Consider the following 18,712-nt stretch of genomic DNA (forward strand, 5'->3'; position numbering starts at 1 on the left):
AGGATTGATGGAATGTTGCTGACGTTGGCGCAATGGCTGCAAGCGGATGCGAGCTATTTGCGCGTGTTCAACTACCTGACGTTTCGGGCCGTGATGGCAAGCCTCACGGCGCTGGTGATCGGGCTCTCGTTCGGGCCGATGGTCATCCGCAAGCTCGCCGAATTGAAGGTGGGCCAGGCCGTGCGCACCGACGGCCCGCAGACTCACCTCGTGAAGTCGGGAACGCCCACGATGGGCGGCGTGCTGATTCTCATCGGCATTACCGTCGCCACGTTGCTTTGGGCGGATTTGAGCAACCGTTTTATCTGGATCGTGCTGACCGTCACGTTGGGCTTCGGCATCATCGGCTGGATCGACGACTATCGGAAGGTGGTCTACAAAGACCCGCGCGGCATGTCGTCGCGCGAGAAGTATTTCTGGCAATCGATCATCGGCCTGTTCGCGGCGATCTATCTGGCGTTCTCGGTGTCGGAGACGAGCAACCTGAAAGTCATCGAGTTGTTCATCAGTTGGGTGCGCAACGGTTTCCCGCTCGATTTGCCGCCGAAGGCCGACTTCATCGTGCCGTTCTTCAAGACGATGAGCTACCCGCTGGGCGTGTTCGGCTTCATCGCGTTGACCTACTTTGTCATCGTCGGCTCGTCCAACGCCGTTAACCTCACGGATGGTCTCGACGGTCTGGTCATCATGCCGGTCGTGCTGGTCGGCGCGGCGCTGGGCGTGTTCGCCTACGTGATGGGTAACGTCGTCTACTCGAAGTACCTGCTGTTCCCCCATATTCCGGGCGCGGGCGAGTTGCTCGTGTTCTGCTCGGCGATGTCGGGCGCGGGGCTGGCGTTCCTATGGTTCAACACACACCCGGCACAAGTGTTCATGGGCGATGTCGGCGCGTTGGCGCTGGGCGGCGCGCTTGGCACGGTGGCGGTGATCGTGCGTCAGGAAGTCGTGCTCTTCGTGATGGGCGGTGTGTTCGTCGCGGAGACGCTGTCGGTGATGTTGCAAGTGACCTGGTTCAAGTACACCAAGCGACGCTTCGGCGAAGGGCGGCGGATCTTCAAGATGGCCCCGCTGCATCACCACTTCGAATTGTCGGGATGGAAGGAAACGCAGGTGGTGGTTCGCTTCTGGATCATCACGCTGATGCTGGTACTGATCGGCCTGTCGACGCTGAAGCTGCGCTAACAGGACGAAAGAAGACGGAAGAGCGGCGTCGCGAACGGGCGAAGCCGCCTTCTTGCAGCGCTGCACTAAAGGAAAGGCCGCTCGCGCCGATAGCGGAATATCGGTGTCGTTGAAGCGATGCATTCGTAGGTTGTTTGAATCGATAAAAAAAGGAAAGAGCGACGTGTTCGGCGAGAAGTTTGGTGAATCCTGGCAACCGCGTGTCCTGATCCTGGGTCTGGGAGAGTCCGGCCTGGCGATGGCGCGTTGGTGCGCGCGTTACGGCTGCCGCGTTCGCGCAGCCGATACGCGCTTTGCGTCGTCGGAGACACCGCCGAACGTTGTGACGTTGCGTGTCGACGCGCCGCAGGCCGAGTTCATCGGTGGTGCGTTTACCGGGCAAGTCGATGCATTGCTCGACGATATCGAACTGATCGGTATCAGCCCCGGTCTTTCGCCGAAGGCCCCCGATGTCGCGGCCCTGCTGGCCGAAGCGGCCGAGCGCGGTGTTCCCGTGTGGGGCGAGATCGAATTCTTCGCGCAGGCGCTGCGTCACATGCAGGCGATGAGCGGCTACGCCCCCAAGGTGCTGGCCATTACCGGCACGAACGGCAAGACCACGACCACGAGTCTGACCGGGCTGCTGTGCCGTCGCGCTGGAAAGCGGACTGCCGTGGCGGGCAACATCAGTCCGACGGCGCTCGACCGTCTGACCGAGTGCATTGCCGACGCCACGCTGCCCGACGTCTGGGTACTCGAACTCTCCAGCTTCCAGCTCGAGACGACGTATTCGCTCGCGCCCGATGCGGCCGCGATTCTCAATATCACGCAAGACCATCTCGACTGGCACGGCGACATGCACGCCTACGCGACGGCCAAGGCGCGCATTTTCGGTGAGCAGACCGTACGCGTGCTCAACCGCGAGGATGCGCGCGTCATGGCGTTTGCCGCGCCCGAGGCCAATGTCGTGACCTTCGGCACGAACAAGCCCGAGGCCGTTGGCGACTTCGGTCTGGAGATGGAAGGTGGCATGTGGTGGCTGGTCGAGGGCATCACGCGCGACGAGGCGCCGCCCGGACCGAAGCGCCGCAAGGCGGGTGCCGTGGAAGCGGCGGTCGAGGTGTATGGCAAGCGTCTCATGCCTGCCGATGCGCTTCGCATCCGAGGTCAGCACAACGCCGCAAACGCGCTGGCGGCGCTCGCGCTCACCCGCGCCATCGATCTGCCGATGGCCAAACTTCTGCACGGCTTGCGCGAATACCCAGGCGAGCCGCATCGCGTGCAACTCATCGGCACGCTCAACGAAGTCGAGTATTACGACGACAGCAAGGGCACCAACGTTGGCGCGACCGTCGCGGCTATCACGGGCCTGCAAAAGACGCTGCTCCTGATCTTGGGCGGCGAGGGCAAGGGGCAGGACTTCTCGCCGCTGGCCAATCCCGTGGCGCATCATGCGCGCGCCGTACTGTTGATCGGTCGCGACGCGCCGCTGCTGCGTGAAGCCCTGACCGATACGGGCGTCGAGCTGATCGATGCCCCGACGCTCGAAGACGCGACGCGTGAAGCCGCCAGGCTGGCCCAGCCGGGCGATGCGGTGCTGCTCTCGCCCGCTTGCGCGAGCCTCGACATGTTCCGCAACTACGAGCATCGCGCACAGGTGTTTCGCGATACCGTGGTTGATCTGGCCGCCGACGCAGGGGTGATGCTATGAACCGTATCAAGGCGTTCTTCAGCAAGAAGCGTCAGGCAGGCTTTGCCGGCGCCGGCACGGCCACCGCGCCGGGCGCGGCGACTCAGGCGGCGAGCCGTACGCTCGGCAGCATCAAGCCGACGCGCTCGCGCATGCTCGAGTACGACCACGCCCTTATGTGGGTGGTGATCTCGCTGCTGTCGCTGGGGCTGGTGATGGTGTATTCGGCATCGGTCGCGTTGCCGGACTCGCCGAAATACAGCGGCTATTCGACGTATCACTTCCTGGGCCGTCACATCGTGTCGCTCACGATGGGGTTGACCGCGGCGGCGATCACGTTCCGTATTCCGGTCAAGACGCTCGACAAGCTCGCGCCCAAGGTTTTCCTGCTGGCGCTGATGCTGCTGGTGATCGTGCTGATTCCGCACGTGGGCAAGGGCGTGAACGGCTCGAAGCGCTGGATTCCGTTCGGTGTGCTCAACCTCCAGCCGTCGGAAATCATGAAGCTCGCCGTCACGCTTTACGCCGCGAACTACACCGTGCGCAAGCAGGAATTCATGCAGAGCTTCGGCAAGGGCTTCCTGCCGATGGGTATCGCCGTGGTGTTCGTGGGCATGTTGCTGCTGCTCGAGCCGGACATGGGCGCGTTCATGGTGGTCGCGGCCATCGCGATGGGCATTTTGTTCCTCGGTGGCGTGAACGGCCGTCTGTTCGGCGGGCTGGCGCTCACGGCCGTCGGCACGTTCGCCATGCTGATCTGGCTGTCGCCATGGCGTCGCGAGCGGATCTTCGCGTATCTCGATCCGTGGCGCGAAGACTATGCGCTTGGCAAAGCTTATCAGCTCACACACTCGCTCATCGCGTTCGGTCGCGGCGAATGGACCGGTGTGGGGCTGGGCGGCAGCATCGAAAAACTGCACTACCTGCCGGAAGCGCACACCGACTTCATCCTCGCGGTGATCGGCGAGGAGTTCGGCTTCCTGGGGGTGCTGGTCGTCATCCTGCTCTTCTACTGGGTGGTGCGCCGCGCGTTCGAGATCGGCCGTCAGGCGCTGGCGCTTGAGCGCACGTTCGCAGGGTTGCTCGCGAAGGGCGTCGGCGTGTGGCTCGGTGCGCAGACCTTCATCAACATGGGCGTGAATCTGGGGCTGCTGCCGACCAAGGGGCTGACGTTGCCGCTGGTCAGCTACGGTGGCTCGGGCATCTTGCTCAACTGTGTGGCCGTGGCGATTCTGCTGCGGGTGGACTACGAGAACCGCGTATTGATGCGGGGAGGAAAAGTATGACCGAGCGCGCTACCGCGATGCCGGCACCGGAAACGAAGACACGCACGCTGCTGGTCATGGCCGGCGGCACGGGCGGTCACGTCTTCCCGGGGCTCGCGGTTGCCAACTTCCTGCGTGTGCAGGGGTGGCGCGTGGTTTGGCTCGGCAATCCGAACGGCATGGAAGCGACGCTGGTGCCGAAGTACGACATTCCGATGGAGTTCGTGAAGTTCGGCGGCTTGCGGGGCAAGGGGCTCATGACCAAGCTGCTGCTGCCGCTCAACTTGCTGCGCGCGTTCTGGCAGAGCATTGGCGCGATTCGTCGCGCCAAGCCGAACGTGGTGCTCGGGATGGGCGGTTACATCACGTTCCCGGCGGGCATGATGGCGTCGCTGCTGGGGCGTCCGCTTGTGCTGCATGAGCAGAACTCGGTGGCCGGGATGGCGAACAAGGTGCTCGCACGCGTGGCCGACAAGGTGCTGCTCGCGTTCCCCGACACCATCGAGGGCGGCGAATGGGTCGGTAATCCGATTCGTGCCGACTTCGACGAGATGGCGCCGCCGGCCGAGCGTTACAACGCGCGCACTGGGCCGCTGCAGATTCTGGTGGTGGGCGGCAGTCTGGGCGCGACCGTGCTCAACGAGATCGTGCCGAAGGCGCTGGCGAAGCTGCCGCGCGAAGATCGTCCGCGGGTCACGCACCAGGCGGGCGTCAAACATATTCAGACGCTGCAAGCGAACTACGCCGCAGCGGGGGTGACGGTCGAAGCGGTGCCGTTCATCGACAACATGGTCGAGGCCTACGCGGCGGCGGATCTGGTGATCTGCCGGGCGGGGGCGATGACGGTGGCCGAAGTGGCTGCGGCTGGCGTGGCGGCGCTTTTCGTGCCGTTCCCGCACGCGGTCGACGACCATCAGACAACGAATGCGCGTTTCCTCGCCGACAAGGGCGCGGCAACGCTGATCGATCAGCGCGAGCTGTCGGTCGAGACCCTGGCCGAGTGGCTGCGCCGTCAGACGCGCGAATCGCTGCTCGCGATGGGAGAGAAAGCCAGGACGCTCGCCAAGCCGGACGCCACCGAACAAGTGGCGCGCGTGTGCGCAGCTCTGGCCAAGGATTGAAATGAAACACATCGTCAAACACATTCACTTCGTCGGCATTGGCGGCTCGGGCATGAGCGGCATTGCCGAGGTGTTGCTCAACTTGGGATATCAGGTGAGCGGCTCCGATCTCGGCGACAACGCGGTGACCCAGCGCCTCGAGGGCCTCGGCGCGCGTATCGCTCGCGGTCACGCGGCCGAGCATATTGAAGGCGCGGACGCCATCGTCGTGTCCACCGCCATCACGGCAGACAACCCGGAAGTGCTCGCGGGCCGCGCCCGTCAGATTCCCATCGTGCCGCGCGCGCTGATGCTCGCGGAACTCATGCGTCTGAAGCAGGGCGTCGCCATCGCCGGCACGCACGGCAAGACGACCACAACGAGCCTCGTGGCTAGCGTGCTTGCCCAGGGCGGGCTGGACCCGACGTTCGTGATCGGCGGCCGCCTGAACAGCGCGGGGGCGAACGCCAAGCTCGGCACCGGCGACTTCATCGTGGTCGAGGCCGACGAATCGGACGCCTCGTTCCTGAACCTGAATCCGGTCATCGAAGTCATCACCAACATCGATGCGGACCATATGGATACTTACGGGCACGACTTCGCCCGTCTGAAACAGTCGTTCGTGGCCTTTACGCAGCGTCTGCCGTTCTACGGTATTGCCGTGCTGTGTGTGGACGACCCGAACGTGCGCGAGATTCTGCCGTTCGTCTCGAAGCCGATCGTGCGTTACGGCCTGTCGGACGACGCACAGGTGCGCGCCATCGACGTGCGTGCCGACGCCGGGCAAATGCGTTTCACCGTGCTGCGCCAGTTCGGCGCCGGCGCCCCGCCGCTCGACATCACGCTGAATCTGCCGGGCGAGCACAACGTGCGCAACGCACTGGCGGCGATTGCCATTGCCACCGAACTCGAAGTGCCCGACGCCGCGATCCAGCAAGCGCTGGCTGAATTCAACGGCGTTGGCCGCCGCTTCCAGCGTTACGGTGAAATCGCGTTGCCGAAGGCAAGCGGCGGCGGCACGTTCACATTGATCGACGACTACGGGCATCACCCGGTCGAGATGGCCGCAACGCTGGCTGCTGCGCGTGGTGCGTTCCCTGGACGCCGCATCGTGCTGGCCTTCCAGCCGCACCGCTACACGCGTACGCGAGATTGCTTTGAGGACTTCGTGAAGGTGTTGTCCGACGCCGATGCCGTCGTGCTCGGCGAAGTGTATTCGGCGGGCGAGGCGCCCATCGTGGCGGCTGACGGCCGCGCCCTGGCGCGCGCATTGCGCGTGGCGGGCAAAGTCGAACCGGTTTTCGTGGAAGACGTTGCGCAACTGCCCGACGCCATTCTGCAGGTCGCTCGTGCGGGCGATATCGTGATCACCATGGGTGCCGGCTCCATCGGCGCGGTGCCCGGCAAGTTGCAAGTTCAGCAAGGAGTTTGACGTGAGTGCTTTCGATCCGAAACGTTTCGGCAAGGTTGGCGTCCTGATGGGCGGGCGCTCGGCTGAGCGTCAGATCTCGCTGATTTCGGGCAATGGCGTGCTCGAAGCCCTGCGCTCGCGCGGCGTGGATGCGCATCCTTTCGACACAGGCCTGCATGACCTCGCCGCATTGGCCGCGCAGAAGTTCGACCGCGTGTTCATCGCACTGCATGGGCGCTACGGCGAAGACGGTACGCTTCAGGGCGCACTCGAACATCTGGGTATTCCTTACACCGGCAGCGGCGTGTTGGCCTCCGCACTGGCGATGGACAAGGAAATGACCAAGCGCGTGTGGATCAACGAAGGGCTGCCGACGCCGCGCTTTGTGATGCTCACCGCCGACAGCGACTTCGATGCCGTGGCGAACGATCTCGGTCTGCCGCTGATCGTCAAGCCGTCGCGCGAAGGCTCGACCATCGGGCTGACGAAGGTCACCGAAGCGTCGCAGGTGAAGGCCGCGTACGAGAAGGCCGCCGCGCTCGACCCGGACGTACTCGCCGAGGAGTTCATCGACGGCGACGAATTGACCGTCCCGGTGCTCGGCGTCGGCACGAAGGGGGCAGCCGCCGCGCGTGCCCTGCCGGTGATCCGCATCGTGGCGCCGGAGGCGAACTACGACTACCAGAACAAGTACTTCAAGGACGACACGCGTTACGAATGCCCGCCGCCGCTGTCGGTGTCCTTGCAGGAGGAAGTGCAGCGCCTCGTGTTGCGCGCCTACCTCGTGCTGGGCTGCCGTGGATGGGCCCGCGCAGACGTGATGCTTCGCAAGCGCGACAACAAGCCGTTCCTGTTGGAGATCAATACGTCGCCGGGCATGACCGGCCACTCGCTGGTGCCGATCTCGGCGCGAGCGGCGGGCCTGTCGTACGAAGACCTGGTGGTCGAAATTCTGGCAACTGCGACGCTCGATCTGCATCCGAACGCGCAGTGGAAGCCAGAGTGAGCCGAGTTAAACCTTGAACGCGTTGAAGAACGCCCTGATACGGAAAGCAAATCGCCATGTGGCACAACGTACGCCTGCTCAACGCCATCGCGAGTGTGCTCGTCGCACTCGTCGTGCTGGCGGCGCTCGCGGCGGGCGGCCATTGGCTGATTCAGCGGCCGATCTTCACACTCAAGGCGATCCAGATCGATGGGGACGTGTCGCACATCAACGGACCGACCTTGCGTGCGAACGCGGTGTCGCGTCTGAAGGGCAACTTCTTCACGATCGATCTGGACGCGACGCGTGCAGCGTTCGAGGCGGTGCCCTGGGTGCGTCATGCGAGTGTGCGGCGTGTCTGGCCGAATCAACTGGCCATCACGATCGAGGAATACAAGCCGCTGGCCACCTGGAACGACGGCCGTCTGGTGAGTGTGGATGGCGAGTTGTTCGCGGCGAATCTGGCGGAAGCCGAGGACGAGGGCAAGCTGCCCGAGTTTGCGGGGCCGCCGGGCAGCGAGAAAGATGTGACGGCGCGGTACTACGACTTCGTGAAGTGGTTCGCGCCGCTGAATATGAAACCCGAAGCGGTCACGCTGTCGAATCGTTACGCATGGGGCGTGCGGCTCGCAGGGGGCGTGCAACTGGCGCTGGGACGGGAGCGTACACCCGAAACCCTCGCCACGCGCAGCCGGCGTTTCGTACAAGCGTATCCGCAGGTTGCGGCGCGCTGGGGAAATCAGATCGAGTATGCCGATCTGCGATACCCGAACGGTTTTGCGGTACGGGCCGCGGGTATGCGTTTTTTGAGCGAAGAACAAGCCAAGAAGCTAGCCGCGACACCGGTGCAAAAGCGGGATTCGCGAAAGCCGGCAGTTGCGCAACCTGCCGCACGGCAGAAGCGAAGCCAGTGAGACTTCAGGACTTACACACGCTATGAGCAAAGATTACAAGGATCTGTTGGTCGCCCTCGATATCGGCACGTCGAAAGTCGTGGCGGTGGTGGCCGAGCTGCGCCCTGAAGGCCGCTATGAAGTGATCGGCCTTGGCCAGAGCGAGTCGCGGGGCCTGAAAAAAGGCGTCGTGGTGAACATCGAGGCCACCGTGCAGTCGATTCAGCGCGCGCTCGAAGAAGCGGAACTGATGGCTGACTGCAAGATCACCAATGTGTTCACGGGTATCGCCGGTAGCCACATCCGCAGCTTCAACTCGAGCGGCATGGTGGCTATCAAGGACAAGGAGGTGACGCAGGCCGACGTGGCGCGCGTCATCGAGACGGCCAAGGCGATCAACATTCCGACCGATCAGCAGGTGCTGCACATCCTCACGCAGGAATTCATCATCGACGGTCAGGAAGACGTGCGCGAGCCGATCGGCATGAGCGGCATCCGTCTCGAAGTGAAGGTGCACATCGTGACCGGCGCCGTCTCGGCCGCGCAGAACATCGTGAAGTGCGTGCGCCGTTGCGGCCTCGAAGTCAACGATCTGATTTTGCAACCGCTGGCGTCGAGCATTTCGGTGCTCACGGAAGACGAGAAGGAACTCGGTGTGGTGCTGATCGACATCGGCGGCGGCACGACGGATATCGCGATCTTCAGCGAAGGTGCGATTCGTCACACGGCGGTGATTCCGATTGCCGGCGATCAGATCACGAGCGACGTCGCGATGGCCGTGCGCACGCCGACGCCGGATGCCGAAGACATCAAGATTCAGCACGGCATCGCCAAGCAGTCGCTGGCTGACCCCGACGAGATGATCGAAGTGCCGGGGCTGGGCGAGCGCGGTCCGCGCACGCTCTCGCGTCAGGCGTTGGCGGCAGTGATCGAGCCGCGCGTCGAAGAGCTGTTCTCACTCGTGCAGCAGGTGGTGCGCGAGTCGGGTTACGAAGAGTTGCTGTCCTCGGGCATCGTGCTCACCGGCGGCGCGGCAATGATGCCGGGCATGGTCGAGCTGGGCGAGGACATCTTCCTCAAGCCGGTGCGCATCGGCGTGCCGGAGTACGCGGGCGGTCTGGCCGACGTGGTGCGCAGTCCGCGCTACGCGACGGCGATGGGGCTGCTGCTCGAAGGACGTTCCCAGCGCATGCGCGGCCGCAAGGTCGCCGTGCAGTCGGGGCAAGCGAATCAAGTCTGGACGCGCATGCGCGACTGGTTTTTCAGCAATTTTTGAGGGTGTTTTTTGAGGGGCGCGGATTCGGCATTGAAAACACGCGTGGCTTACCCGAGCCACACGTGACCCGCAGTACCGGATCTGCTTTTAATTCACTGGAGGCGCTATGAACTTTGAAATGTTGGAAACGGAAACCAACGGCACCATCATCAAGGTGGTGGGTGTTGGTGGCGCTGGCGGCAATGCCGTCCAGCACATGATCAACCGTGGTGTGCAGGGCGTGGAATTCATCGCCATGAACACCGATGCTCAGGCGCTGGGCCGCTCGCAGGCCAGCGTCACCATTCAGCTCGGCAAGACCGGTCTGGGTGCTGGCGCCAAGCCGGAAATGGGCCACGCCGCGGCGGAAGAAGCCCGCGAGCGCGTCGCCGACGCCCTGCGTGGTGCGCACATGGTGTTTATCACCGCCGGTATGGGCGGCGGTACGGGCACGGGCGCGGCACCGGTCGTGGCACAGATTGCCAAGGAAATGGGCATTCTGACCGTGGGCGTGGTCTCGAAGCCGTTCGAGTTCGAAGGCGGCAAGCGCATGCGTGTGGCCGAGACGGGCGCGCAGGAATTGGAAGACAACGTCGACTCGCTGATCGTTGTGCTCAATGACAAGCTGTTCGAAGTCATGGGCGACGACGCCGAGATGGACAAGTGCTTCCAGTGCGCCGACGACGTGCTGCATAACGCCGTGGCCGGCATCGCCGAAATCATCAACGTCGACGGCTTGGTGAATGTCGACTTTGAAGACGTGAAGACGGTGATGGGCGAGCAAGGCAAGGCGATGATGGGCACGGCAACCGTTGCCGGTGTCGATCGTGCACGTCTGGCTGCCGAGCAAGCCGTGGCGAGCCCGTTGCTCGAAGGCGTGGACCTGTCGGGCGCCCGTGGCGTGCTGGTCAACATCACGGCATCGCGTTCGCTGCGTCTGTCGGAAACGCGTGAAGTGATGAACACCATCAAGAGCTACGCCGCCGAAGACGCGACCGTGATTTTCGGTACCGTCTACGACGACAAGATGGGCGATGCATTGCGCGTGACCGTTGTGGCAACCGGCCTGGGCCGTGCGGTTGCAAAGAAGGCCGCTGCGCCGATGACGTTGCTCAAGACCGGTACCGACAATATGCCGATCGCGACCGGCCATGTGCCGAACGTCGGTCAGGCGGGCGGTACGGATTACGGTGCGCTCGATACGCCGGCCGTATGGCGCAGCACGCGCGAGACCGCAGCCTCGCACGTTGCCGCGTTGCAGGAAAAGGGTGTCGACACGTACGACATTCCGGCTTTCCTGCGCAAGCAAGCCGACTGACAGGGTTGCGCGCGGGCCGGGTGCCAGTGCCTGGCGCCGCCGCACCTTGGGAATCGCGAGACCTACGCAGGTCGTCGTGAGGATTCGCCGTCGCCCCGTCGACCATGCCAAGTGGCGTGGGGAAGGCGCGCCGCAATACGAGTCCGAATGGCGATACGGCAAGGTTGTGATCGCGGGAGATGCCTTGTGGCTGCGACAACCAGAGTTGCAATAGGCGTCAACGCATCGCAGATAACGAACGTTACGGGTAAGCGTTTGTGATCCCGGACCCGGTCTCGCGGATCTGTCCCCCGACCGCTGCGGCATGCCTCCGTCGCGGCGGCCGGGGTGCCCCGAAAGTGCATGACGCCCGGCGTGTGGCCAGGCGTTGAAGCACAAACGATGGAACGACGAAATGGCCTATTTCGTATCGCGAGATGGGCGGCGGACATACCGATGGGGCAGAATTCGGAATGTTTAGTAACGAAGCGTTGTGTTTGTGGCACAGCGATGAAGGCACCGATCTGATATAATCGACTCTATGGTCATTAGCGGCCGATAGTTTTAATAAATAGCATGCTCAAGCAGCGCACACTCAAATCCATCGCCAAGACAGTCGGCATCGGCTTGCACTCCGGTCGCAAGGTCGAGTTGTCGTTGCGTCCGGCACCGCCCAACACGGGTATCGTCTTCTGCCGCACCGATCTGAATCCTCCTGTGGAGATTCCGGCGTCGGCAATGGCGATCGGCGACACGCGTCTGGCGTCGGTATTGCAAAAGGATGGTGTGCGGGTGTCCACTGTGGAACACCTGATGTCGGCATGCGCGGGGCTGGGCATCGACAATCTGTATGTCGACGTGACAGCCGAAGAAATCCCGATCATGGACGGCAGTGCAGCGACATTCGTCTTCCTGATTCAGTCCGCAGGCATCGAAGAGCAGGCTGCCGCCAAGAAATTCATCCGTGTGACGAAGCGGGTCGAGATTCGCGAAGGCGACAAGTTCGCCCGTCTCGAGCCGTACGACGGTTTCAAGCTCAAGTTCACCATCGATTTCCGCCACCCGGCTGTGGATCGCACCGGCCAGGCGCTCGAAATCGATTTTGCCGAGACGTCCTACGCGAAGGAAATTGCGCGTGCCCGGACGTTCGGTTTTGCGCATGAAGTCGAGATGCTGCGCGAGCTGGGTCTGGCGCGCGGAGGCAGCATGGACAACGCCATCGTGCTCGACGAATATCGCATCCTGAACAACGACGGCCTGCGCTACGATGACGAGTTCGTGAAGCACAAGATGCTCGACGCGATCGGCGATCTGTACGTCATTGGTCACCCGTTGCTCGCCTCGTACACCGCATACAAGTCGGGACACGGTCTGAACAACCAGTTGCTGCGCGAGGTTCTCGCACAAGACGCCTACGAAATCGTCACGTTCGAGCACGCCGAAGACGCCCCGCGCGGCTTCCAATTCGATCCGCAGACGCAGTTCGCGTAAATCGCGCAAAAGGCGGCACGCTGCAGCGTGGATGTAACAAAACGAAAGCGCCGGGTTTCCGGCGCTTTTTTATTTGACGCGCAACAAATATCGGCGTTGTGCCAACGAAGGGATTCATCGGAACATGAAAGTCGCGATAGCGCCTGTTAGGGCTTGCGCGACCCGCCGTAAGAATGGCGGGCGACGAGACGGGCAAGGGCGTCGCGCAGCGGGGAGGGCTCCAATGCGTCGCGCAGGTCGCGCAGACTGACCAGTCCTTGCCGGGGCAGCCGGGCCTCCTTGGGCGGCTTCTGGGGTTCGGGGGCTGCGATGCTGACCCGAATCCGGATCGTGCGAATCAGCCAGCCGCGTTTGGCGAGGCCGTCGATCAATGACGGCGTCTGCTGGCGCAGACGTGCGGCCAGCGCATTGTTGGCGACGAGAAAGACCAGCGCCCCCTCGCGCGGCGGTGTGACTTTCACACTGGCGGTGAGCGCGGGGGGCAGCAACGCGTGAACGTCCCGCTCCAGCCGGCCCAACTGTTCGGCGGCGACCAGCAGCGAACCGGCGCCGTCGGATGCGGACAGGAGGGTAGTCAGGGGGCGGGCGACGCGATTTGCTTTGGGTCGTTTCATATGATGAGACAGATGTCGCCGCATATTTTACCCCGCCATCGGGCGTCACCTCCGCCCGGCCCGTGAAATCACCGGATTGCCGGCGTTGGGTACCGCCGGGACGTGTCACCGCAGCATGCTAGAATCCATTTTTCAGTACAGGTATCGAACCGGAGTGAGGCCAGCGTGCCAAACACCGGTGACCCGCAGCGCGCAGGCGCATCGGGCGGTTTGCATTTCCGGGGCATGGCGCCGGAGTGCGTGCTCCACCCGATGACAGGCTGCGCGATTGCGATCGACATTTGCCGCCCTAACCAGTGATCCGATGATTCCCGGTCTTCTCAAAAAAGTATTTGGCAGTCGCAACCAGCGGCTCATCAAGCAGTACCAGAAAACCGTCACGGCGATTAACGCCCTCGAGCCGCAGATCGCCGAACTGAGCGATGAGCAACTGCGCGGCAAGACTGAGGAATTCAAGCAACGCGTCGCCCAGGGGGCGACCATAGATTCGTTGCTCGTCGAAGCCTTTGCGGTGTGCCGTGAAGCCGGCAAGCGCGTTCTCAAAATGCGCCACTTCGATGTCCAGCTGATCGGTGGCATGGTGCTGCACTTCGGCAAGATCGCCGAAATGCGCACGGGTGAAGGCAAGACGCTCGTCGCGACGCTGCCGGCCTATCTGAATGCACTCTCGGGCAAGGGCGTGCACGTGGTGACCGTCAACGATTACCTGGCGCAGCGCGACGCCGAGTGGATGGCGCGTCTGTACAACTTCCTGGGCCTGTCGGTGGGCATCAACCTGTCGCAGATGCCGCACGATCAGAAGCAGACGGCTTACGCGGCCGACATCACGTACGGCACGAACAACGAGTTCGGCTTCGACTACCTGCGCGACAACATGGTCTACGAGACCGAGCAGCGCGTGCAGCGCACGCTCAACTACGCCATCGTCGACGAAGTGGACTCGATCCTGATCGACGAAGCGCGTACGCCGCTCATCATCTCCGGCCAAGCTGAAGATCACACCGAACTGTATGTGAAGATGGATCGCCTGCCCGCGATGCTCGAGCGGCAGATCGGTGAAGAGAAGTCGGACGGCACGGGCGTCGAAGTGCCGGGCGACTACACGCTCGACGAGAAGGCGCGTCAGGTGTTCCTGACCGAGCGCGGCCACGAGAAGGCTGAGCAACTGCTTGCCGAGTGGGGCATGATCGCCGAGGGCGATAGCCTCTACGCGCCGCAGAACATTACGCTCATGCATCATGTGTACGCCGCACTGCGTGCGCACACGCTGTTCCACAAGGACCAGCACTACGTGGTGCAAAACGACGAGATCGTCATCGTCGACGAATTCACCGGCCGGTTGATGGCTGGCCGCCGCTGGTCGGAAGGTTTGCATCAGGCGGTGGAAGCGAAGGAGCGCGTCTCGATTCAGCACGAGAACCAGACGCTCGCCTCGATCACTTTCCAGAACTATTTCCGCATGTACGTCAAGCTCTCGGGCATGACGGGTACGGCGGATACGGAAGCGTTCGAATTCAACGAAATTTACCGTCTCGAGACGGTAGTGATCCCGACGAACCGCCCCCCCAAGCGGATCGATCGTCAGGACCAGATTTACAAGACGGCCAAGGAGAAGTACGACGCCGTCATCAAGGACATTCGCGATTGCGTGGAGCGTGGCCAGCCGGTGCTGGTGGGCACGACGTCGATCGAAACGTCCGAGTACCTCTCGCAGTTGCTCACGCGTGAAAAGCTGCCGCATCAGGTGCTCAACGCGAAGCAGCACGAGCGCGAAGCCGAGATCGTGGCGCAGGCGGGCCGTCCGGGCGTGATTACCATCGCCACGAACATGGCCGGTCGTGGTACCGACATCGTGCTGGGCGGCAACGTCGAGAAGCAATCGAGCTTCATTGAAGCCGACGCCGCGCTGTCCGACGCCGACAAGGCCGCTCGCATCAAGCAATTGCAGGACGAGTGGCAAGGTCTGCACGAGCAGGTGAAAACCGCTGGCGGCCTGCACATCATCGGCACCGAGCGTCACGAATCGCGTCGTATCGACAATCAGTTGCGTGGCCGTTCGGGGCGTCAGGGCGATCCGGGTTCGTCGCGCTTCTATCTCTCGCTGGAAGATCCGCTGCTGCGCATTTTTGCGGGTGACCGCGTGCGCGCGATCATGGATCGTCTGAAGATGCCGGAAGGCGAAGCCATCGAAGCGGGCATCGTCACGCGCTCGATCGAGTCGGCGCAGCGCAAGGTGGAAGCGCGCAACTTCGACGTACGTAAGCAACTGCTGGAGTACGACGACGTTGCCAACGATCAGCGCAAGGTGATCTACCAGCAGCGTAACGAATTGCTCGAAGCGAATGACGTCTCGGAAACCATCGCGGGCATGCGTCAGAGCGTGTTCGAGGATCTGGTGCGTACCTACGTGCCGGTCGGCACCGTGGAAGAGCAGTGGGATCTGAAGGGGCTGGAGACGACGCTGCGCGAAGAGTGGCAACTCGACTTGCCGCTGCAGTCGCGTATTGAAGGTGCAGACGAGATCGACGACGAGGATATCGTCAAGGAAGTGATGGAGGCGGCCGAAGCGTCCTACAATGCCAAGGTCGAACTGGTGGGACGCGAGTCGTTCTCGGGCTTTGAACGCTCGGTCATGCTTCAGAGTGTGGATTCGAACTGGCGTGAGCATCTGGCGGCGCTGGATCACCTGCGTCAGGGCATCCATCTGCGCGGCTATGCGCAGAAGAATCCGAAGCAGGAATACAAGCGCGAAGCATTCGAACTGTTCGCCCAGTTGCTCGAGACCATCAAGCTGGAAGTCACGCGCGTCATCATGAACGTGCGCATCCAGTCGCAGGAAGAGCTTGAGCAGGCAACGGAGTCGCTCGACGACAGCACCGGCGGTCTGATCAACATCGAGTTCAAGCACGACGAACTCGAAACCGTGGGCGGCGAAGGCGAGATCGACGAGGACGCCGGTCGTCCGGTGGTCGCGGCACTCGCCCACGCGGCGGGCGCAGCTGCGGCGGTCGATGGCGAGTTGTTGCCGAAGGTTGGCCGCAACGATCCGTGCCCGTGCGGCAGCGGGAAGAAATTCAAGCACTGCCACGGCAAACTGTCTTAAGATGTGAACCGATCGACGCGGCGCCGACTCAATCGGCGCCGCGTCGTTTGTAGCGCCGGGTTTTCAACCGGCCGCACCGATCAACCGCCGCCCTGGCGGAGTGTCGTGCCGACATCGCCAGGGCGGGAGCTGCAACCCTTACCTCTCGCGGGCGAACCCTCATGGCCGTCAATTTCCCCTCGATCGAAGCCTCCCAACTGCGCGCCATTCCCGGCGTCGAACTGGGCTGGGCCGAAGCCAATATCCGTAAGCCGAACCGCAAGGACGTGCTGGTCATGCGACTGGCCGCCGGTAGCACGGTCTCCGGCGTTTTCACGTTGAACCGCTTTTGCGCGGCGCCGGTGACGGTATGTAAAGAGCATCTGGCCGCGCATGCAGGTATTCGCGCGCTCGTCGTCAACACGGGGAATGCCAACGCCGGTACCGGCGAGCCGGGCATGGCCGCTACGCGTGCGACGTGCAACGCACTCGCTAAGCTGCTGTCGGTCGCGCCGAACCAGATTCTGCCGTTCTCGACGGGCGTGATTCTCGAGCCGCTGCCGGTCGATCGTCTGGTTGCCGGTCTGCCGCAGGCCATCGCCAATCTGGCGCCCGCGCATTGGTACGAGGCGGCCCAATCGATCATGACGACCGACACGCTGCCGAAGGCCGCGTCGCGCGAAATTGTGATCGACGGCAAGTCCATCGTCCTCACGGGCATCAGCAAAGGCGCCGGCATGATCAAGCCGAACATGGCAACCATGCTCGGTTTCGTCGGCACCAACGCGCGCGTGGCGCAGCCCGTGCTCGACGCGCTCGTGAAGTACGTCGCGGACCGTTCGTTCAACGCCATCACGATCGATGGCGATACGTCGACCAACGACTCGTTCATCGTCGCGGCCACGGGCCAGACCGACCTGCCGGAAATTGCCAGCACAGACACGCCGGCCTTTGCCGCATTCCGCGACGCCCTGCTGTCGATCTCGCAGGAACTGGCACAACTCATCGTGCGCGACGGCGAAGGGGCGACCAAGTTCATCACCGTGAAGGTCGAAGGGGGGCGTGAGGTGGCCGAGTGCCGTCAGATCGCCTATGCAATCGGCCATTCGCCGCTGGTGAAGACGGCGTTTTTCGCGTCCGACCCGAATCTGGGCCGTATCCTGGCGGCGATCGGCTATGCCGGCGTGGACGACCTCGACGTCAGCAAGATCGACCTTTATCTGGACGACGTGCTGGTCGCCCGCGCGGGTGGCCGCAACGCCGACTACCGCGAGGAAGATGGCCAACGGGTGATGAAGCAAAGCGAGATCACGGTACGTGTGGTGCTCGGCCGCGGCGACGCTGCCACGACGTTGTGGACGTGCGACCTTTCGCACGACTACGTGAGCATCAACGCGGATTACCGTTCCTGAGCCCTGACGCGGCGGCCGCGCACCTCCACCGGGGGCGAGGGCCGTCGGCGCGTCGCCGGCAGGTGGCAAAAGCACCGTGGCGCAAAGCGAAGGGAAACCACAACAGACGCAGCATCGACACAGGCGCCCATCAGCGGCGCGGGGACTTCGAAGCATGGACAAACTGGAGCAGTTCCTGACGCGCGCGGAAGGCGTGCTGGCTCGGTTGGAGGCGATGTTGCCCCCGGCCGCCCCCGAGATCAACTGGAGCGCCGCGATGGCGTTTCGTTGGCGCAAGAAGCAGGGCCGTGGCTTCCTGCAACCGGTGGCGCACGTATCCGAGATTACGCTGGACGATCTGCAAAACATCGAGCGCCAGAAGGGGCTGATCGAGCAGAATACGCGCCAGTTCGTTCGTGGTGAGCCCGCCAACAACGTGCTGCTCACCGGTGCGCGCGGCACGGGCAAGTCGTCGCTGATCAAGGCATGTCTGAACCAATACGCCTCGGAAGGCCTGCGCCTGATCGAAGTCGATAAGGACGATCTGGTCGATCTGGGCGATATCGTCGACCTGATTTCGCAGCGTCCCGAGCGTTTCGTGGTGTTTTGCGACGACCTGTCGTTCGAAGACGGCGAGTCGGGCTACAAGGCGCTGAAAGTGGCGCTGGATGGTTCTGTCGCCGCGCAGTCAGACAATGTGCTGATCTACGCCACGTCGAACCGCCGTCACCTGTTGCCCGAGTACATGAAGGACAACGAGAGCTATCGTCACACCGAAGACGGTGAGATTCATCCGGGCGAAGTGATCGAGGAAAAGATCTCGCTATCGGAGCGTTTCGGGCTGTGGGTGAGCTTCTACCCGTTCAAGCAGGACGACTATCTGACGATCGTCAGCCACTGGTTGCAGCACTTCGGTGTGCCGGCCGACGAGACGGAGAGTGCGCGTCACGACGCGTTGATCTGGGCGCTGGAACGTGGTTCGCGTTCAGGCCGCGTGGCGTTTCAGTTTGCCCGCGATTGGGCGGGCAAACAGCGTGGCGCGTCGCACGCATCGTAACGATCTGGCGAACGGCGGGC

13 protein-coding genes and 2 pseudogenes are annotated in these 18,712 nt (G+C 63.0%); 14 read left to right on the forward strand and 1 reads right to left on the reverse strand.

The annotated features are described in order from the left end of the window. Positions 1 to 12: 12 nt before the first annotated feature. The 10 genes from mraY (at position 13) to lpxC (ending at position 12,548) form a co-directional block, all read left to right on the forward strand. Positions 13 to 1,182 (forward strand): phospho-N-acetylmuramoyl-pentapeptide-transferase, encoded by a 1,170-nt coding sequence (gene mraY, locus PHO31112_RS08540; protein ID WP_010806912.1) that lies wholly within the window; start codon positions 13 to 15, stop codon positions 1,180 to 1,182. Between the two features lie 163 nt (positions 1,183 to 1,345). Continuing rightward, on the forward strand, positions 1,346 to 2,872 hold the full coding sequence (gene murD / locus PHO31112_RS08545; protein ID WP_150620136.1) for a UDP-N-acetylmuramoyl-L-alanine--D-glutamate ligase: 1,527 nt from the start codon (positions 1,346 to 1,348) through the stop codon (positions 2,870 to 2,872). Next, complete coding sequence (gene ftsW, locus PHO31112_RS08550) at positions 2,869 to 4,137, forward strand: putative lipid II flippase FtsW (RefSeq protein WP_150620137.1); 1,269 nt, start codon at positions 2,869 to 2,871, stop codon at positions 4,135 to 4,137. The genes murD and ftsW overlap by 4 nt, the downstream gene beginning before the upstream one ends. After that, positions 4,134 to 5,237 carry an undecaprenyldiphospho-muramoylpentapeptide beta-N-acetylglucosaminyltransferase gene (gene murG, locus PHO31112_RS08555; protein ID WP_150620138.1) on the forward strand — a complete coding sequence of 368 codons (1,104 nt, stop codon included), beginning with the start codon at positions 4,134 to 4,136 and terminating at the stop codon, positions 5,235 to 5,237. The genes ftsW and murG overlap by 4 nt, the downstream gene beginning before the upstream one ends. A 1-nt stretch (position 5,238) precedes the next feature. Beyond that, positions 5,239 to 6,648 (forward strand): UDP-N-acetylmuramate--L-alanine ligase, encoded by a 1,410-nt coding sequence (murC, locus tag PHO31112_RS08560; protein ID WP_150620139.1) that lies wholly within the window; start codon positions 5,239 to 5,241, stop codon positions 6,646 to 6,648. A 1-nt stretch (position 6,649) separates the two neighbouring features. Beyond that, positions 6,650 to 7,633, forward strand: a complete 984-nt coding sequence (locus PHO31112_RS08565; RefSeq protein ID WP_150620140.1) for a D-alanine--D-alanine ligase — start codon at positions 6,650 to 6,652, stop codon at positions 7,631 to 7,633. Positions 7,634 to 7,689: 56 nt separating this feature from the next. Next, positions 7,690 to 8,526: a cell division protein FtsQ/DivIB gene (locus PHO31112_RS08570; RefSeq protein WP_150620141.1), complete on the forward strand. Its 837-nt coding sequence runs from the start codon at positions 7,690 to 7,692 to the stop codon at positions 8,524 to 8,526. Between the two features lie 22 nt (positions 8,527 to 8,548). Then, the gene (gene ftsA, locus PHO31112_RS08575) at positions 8,549 to 9,781 is read left to right on the forward strand and encodes a cell division protein FtsA (RefSeq protein ID WP_150620142.1); all 1,233 of its coding nucleotides are present in this window, start codon (positions 8,549 to 8,551) and stop codon (positions 9,779 to 9,781) included. 106 nt (positions 9,782 to 9,887) lie between these two features. Next, positions 9,888 to 11,078: a cell division protein FtsZ gene (gene ftsZ, locus PHO31112_RS08580; RefSeq protein WP_010806904.1), complete on the forward strand. Its 1,191-nt coding sequence runs from the start codon at positions 9,888 to 9,890 to the stop codon at positions 11,076 to 11,078. A gap of 555 nt (positions 11,079 to 11,633) precedes the next feature. Beyond that, positions 11,634 to 12,548 carry a UDP-3-O-acyl-N-acetylglucosamine deacetylase gene (gene lpxC / locus PHO31112_RS08585; RefSeq protein WP_150620143.1) on the forward strand — a complete coding sequence of 305 codons (915 nt, stop codon included), beginning with the start codon at positions 11,634 to 11,636 and terminating at the stop codon, positions 12,546 to 12,548. Between the two features lie 146 nt (positions 12,549 to 12,694). Here lpxC and PHO31112_RS08590 read toward each other — a convergent pair whose 3' ends face one another. Next, a complete protein-coding gene (locus PHO31112_RS08590) occupies positions 12,695 to 13,162 on the reverse strand; it encodes a DciA family protein (RefSeq protein WP_010803916.1) in 468 nt (155 codons plus the stop codon). A 304-nt stretch (positions 13,163 to 13,466) separates the two neighbouring features. On the opposite strand from PHO31112_RS08590, the pseudogene secA reads away from it, so the two are divergent. The 4 genes and pseudogenes from secA to PHO31112_RS08605 form a co-directional block, all read left to right on the forward strand. Continuing rightward, positions 13,467 to 16,071, forward strand: a pseudogene (secA, locus tag PHO31112_RS08595) (preprotein translocase subunit SecA); the annotation flags it as partial. Positions 16,072 to 16,184: 113 nt separating this feature from the next. Continuing rightward, positions 16,185 to 16,265: pseudogene (locus PHO31112_RS28150) on the forward strand (SEC-C metal-binding domain-containing protein); the annotation flags it as partial. A 161-nt stretch (positions 16,266 to 16,426) separates the two neighbouring features. Beyond that, positions 16,427 to 17,656, forward strand: a complete 1,230-nt coding sequence (gene argJ / locus PHO31112_RS08600; RefSeq protein ID WP_150620145.1) for a bifunctional glutamate N-acetyltransferase/amino-acid acetyltransferase ArgJ — start codon at positions 16,427 to 16,429, stop codon at positions 17,654 to 17,656. A gap of 154 nt (positions 17,657 to 17,810) precedes the next feature. Next, positions 17,811 to 18,692 carry an ATP-binding protein gene (locus tag PHO31112_RS08605; RefSeq protein ID WP_150620146.1) on the forward strand — a complete coding sequence of 294 codons (882 nt, stop codon included), beginning with the start codon at positions 17,811 to 17,813 and terminating at the stop codon, positions 18,690 to 18,692. The last annotated feature ends 20 nt before the right edge of the window (positions 18,693 to 18,712 follow it).

Origin of the sequence: Pandoraea horticolens, assembly GCF_902459555.1 — a bacterium.
Classification (GTDB): Bacteria; Pseudomonadota; Gammaproteobacteria; order Burkholderiales; family Burkholderiaceae; genus Pandoraea; species Pandoraea horticolens.

What these genes read in the sequence shown, in the direction of transcription:
- lpxC (WP_150620143.1), top strand. Translation starts at nt 11,634, where the DNA reads ATGCTCAAGCAGCGCACACTCAAATCCATCGCCAAGACAGTCGGCATC.
- ftsA (WP_150620142.1), top strand. Translation starts at nt 8,549, where the DNA reads ATGAGCAAAGATTACAAGGATCTGTTGGTCGCCCTCGATATCGGCACG.
- ftsZ (WP_010806904.1), top strand. Translation starts at nt 9,888, where the DNA reads ATGAACTTTGAAATGTTGGAAACGGAAACCAACGGCACCATCATCAAG.
- mraY (WP_010806912.1), top strand. Translation starts at nt 13, where the DNA reads ATGTTGCTGACGTTGGCGCAATGGCTGCAAGCGGATGCGAGCTATTTG.
- argJ (WP_150620145.1), top strand. Translation starts at nt 16,427, where the DNA reads ATGGCCGTCAATTTCCCCTCGATCGAAGCCTCCCAACTGCGCGCCATT.
- PHO31112_RS08570 (WP_150620141.1), top strand. Translation starts at nt 7,690, where the DNA reads ATGTGGCACAACGTACGCCTGCTCAACGCCATCGCGAGTGTGCTCGTC.
- ftsW (WP_150620137.1), top strand. Translation starts at nt 2,869, where the DNA reads ATGAACCGTATCAAGGCGTTCTTCAGCAAGAAGCGTCAGGCAGGCTTT.
- PHO31112_RS08590 (WP_010803916.1), bottom strand. Translation starts at nt 13,162, where the DNA reads ATGAAACGACCCAAAGCAAATCGCGTCGCCCGCCCCCTGACTACCCTC.
- murG (WP_150620138.1), top strand. Translation starts at nt 4,134, where the DNA reads ATGACCGAGCGCGCTACCGCGATGCCGGCACCGGAAACGAAGACACGC.
- murC (WP_150620139.1), top strand. Translation starts at nt 5,239, where the DNA reads ATGAAACACATCGTCAAACACATTCACTTCGTCGGCATTGGCGGCTCG.
- PHO31112_RS08605 (WP_150620146.1), top strand. Translation starts at nt 17,811, where the DNA reads ATGGACAAACTGGAGCAGTTCCTGACGCGCGCGGAAGGCGTGCTGGCT.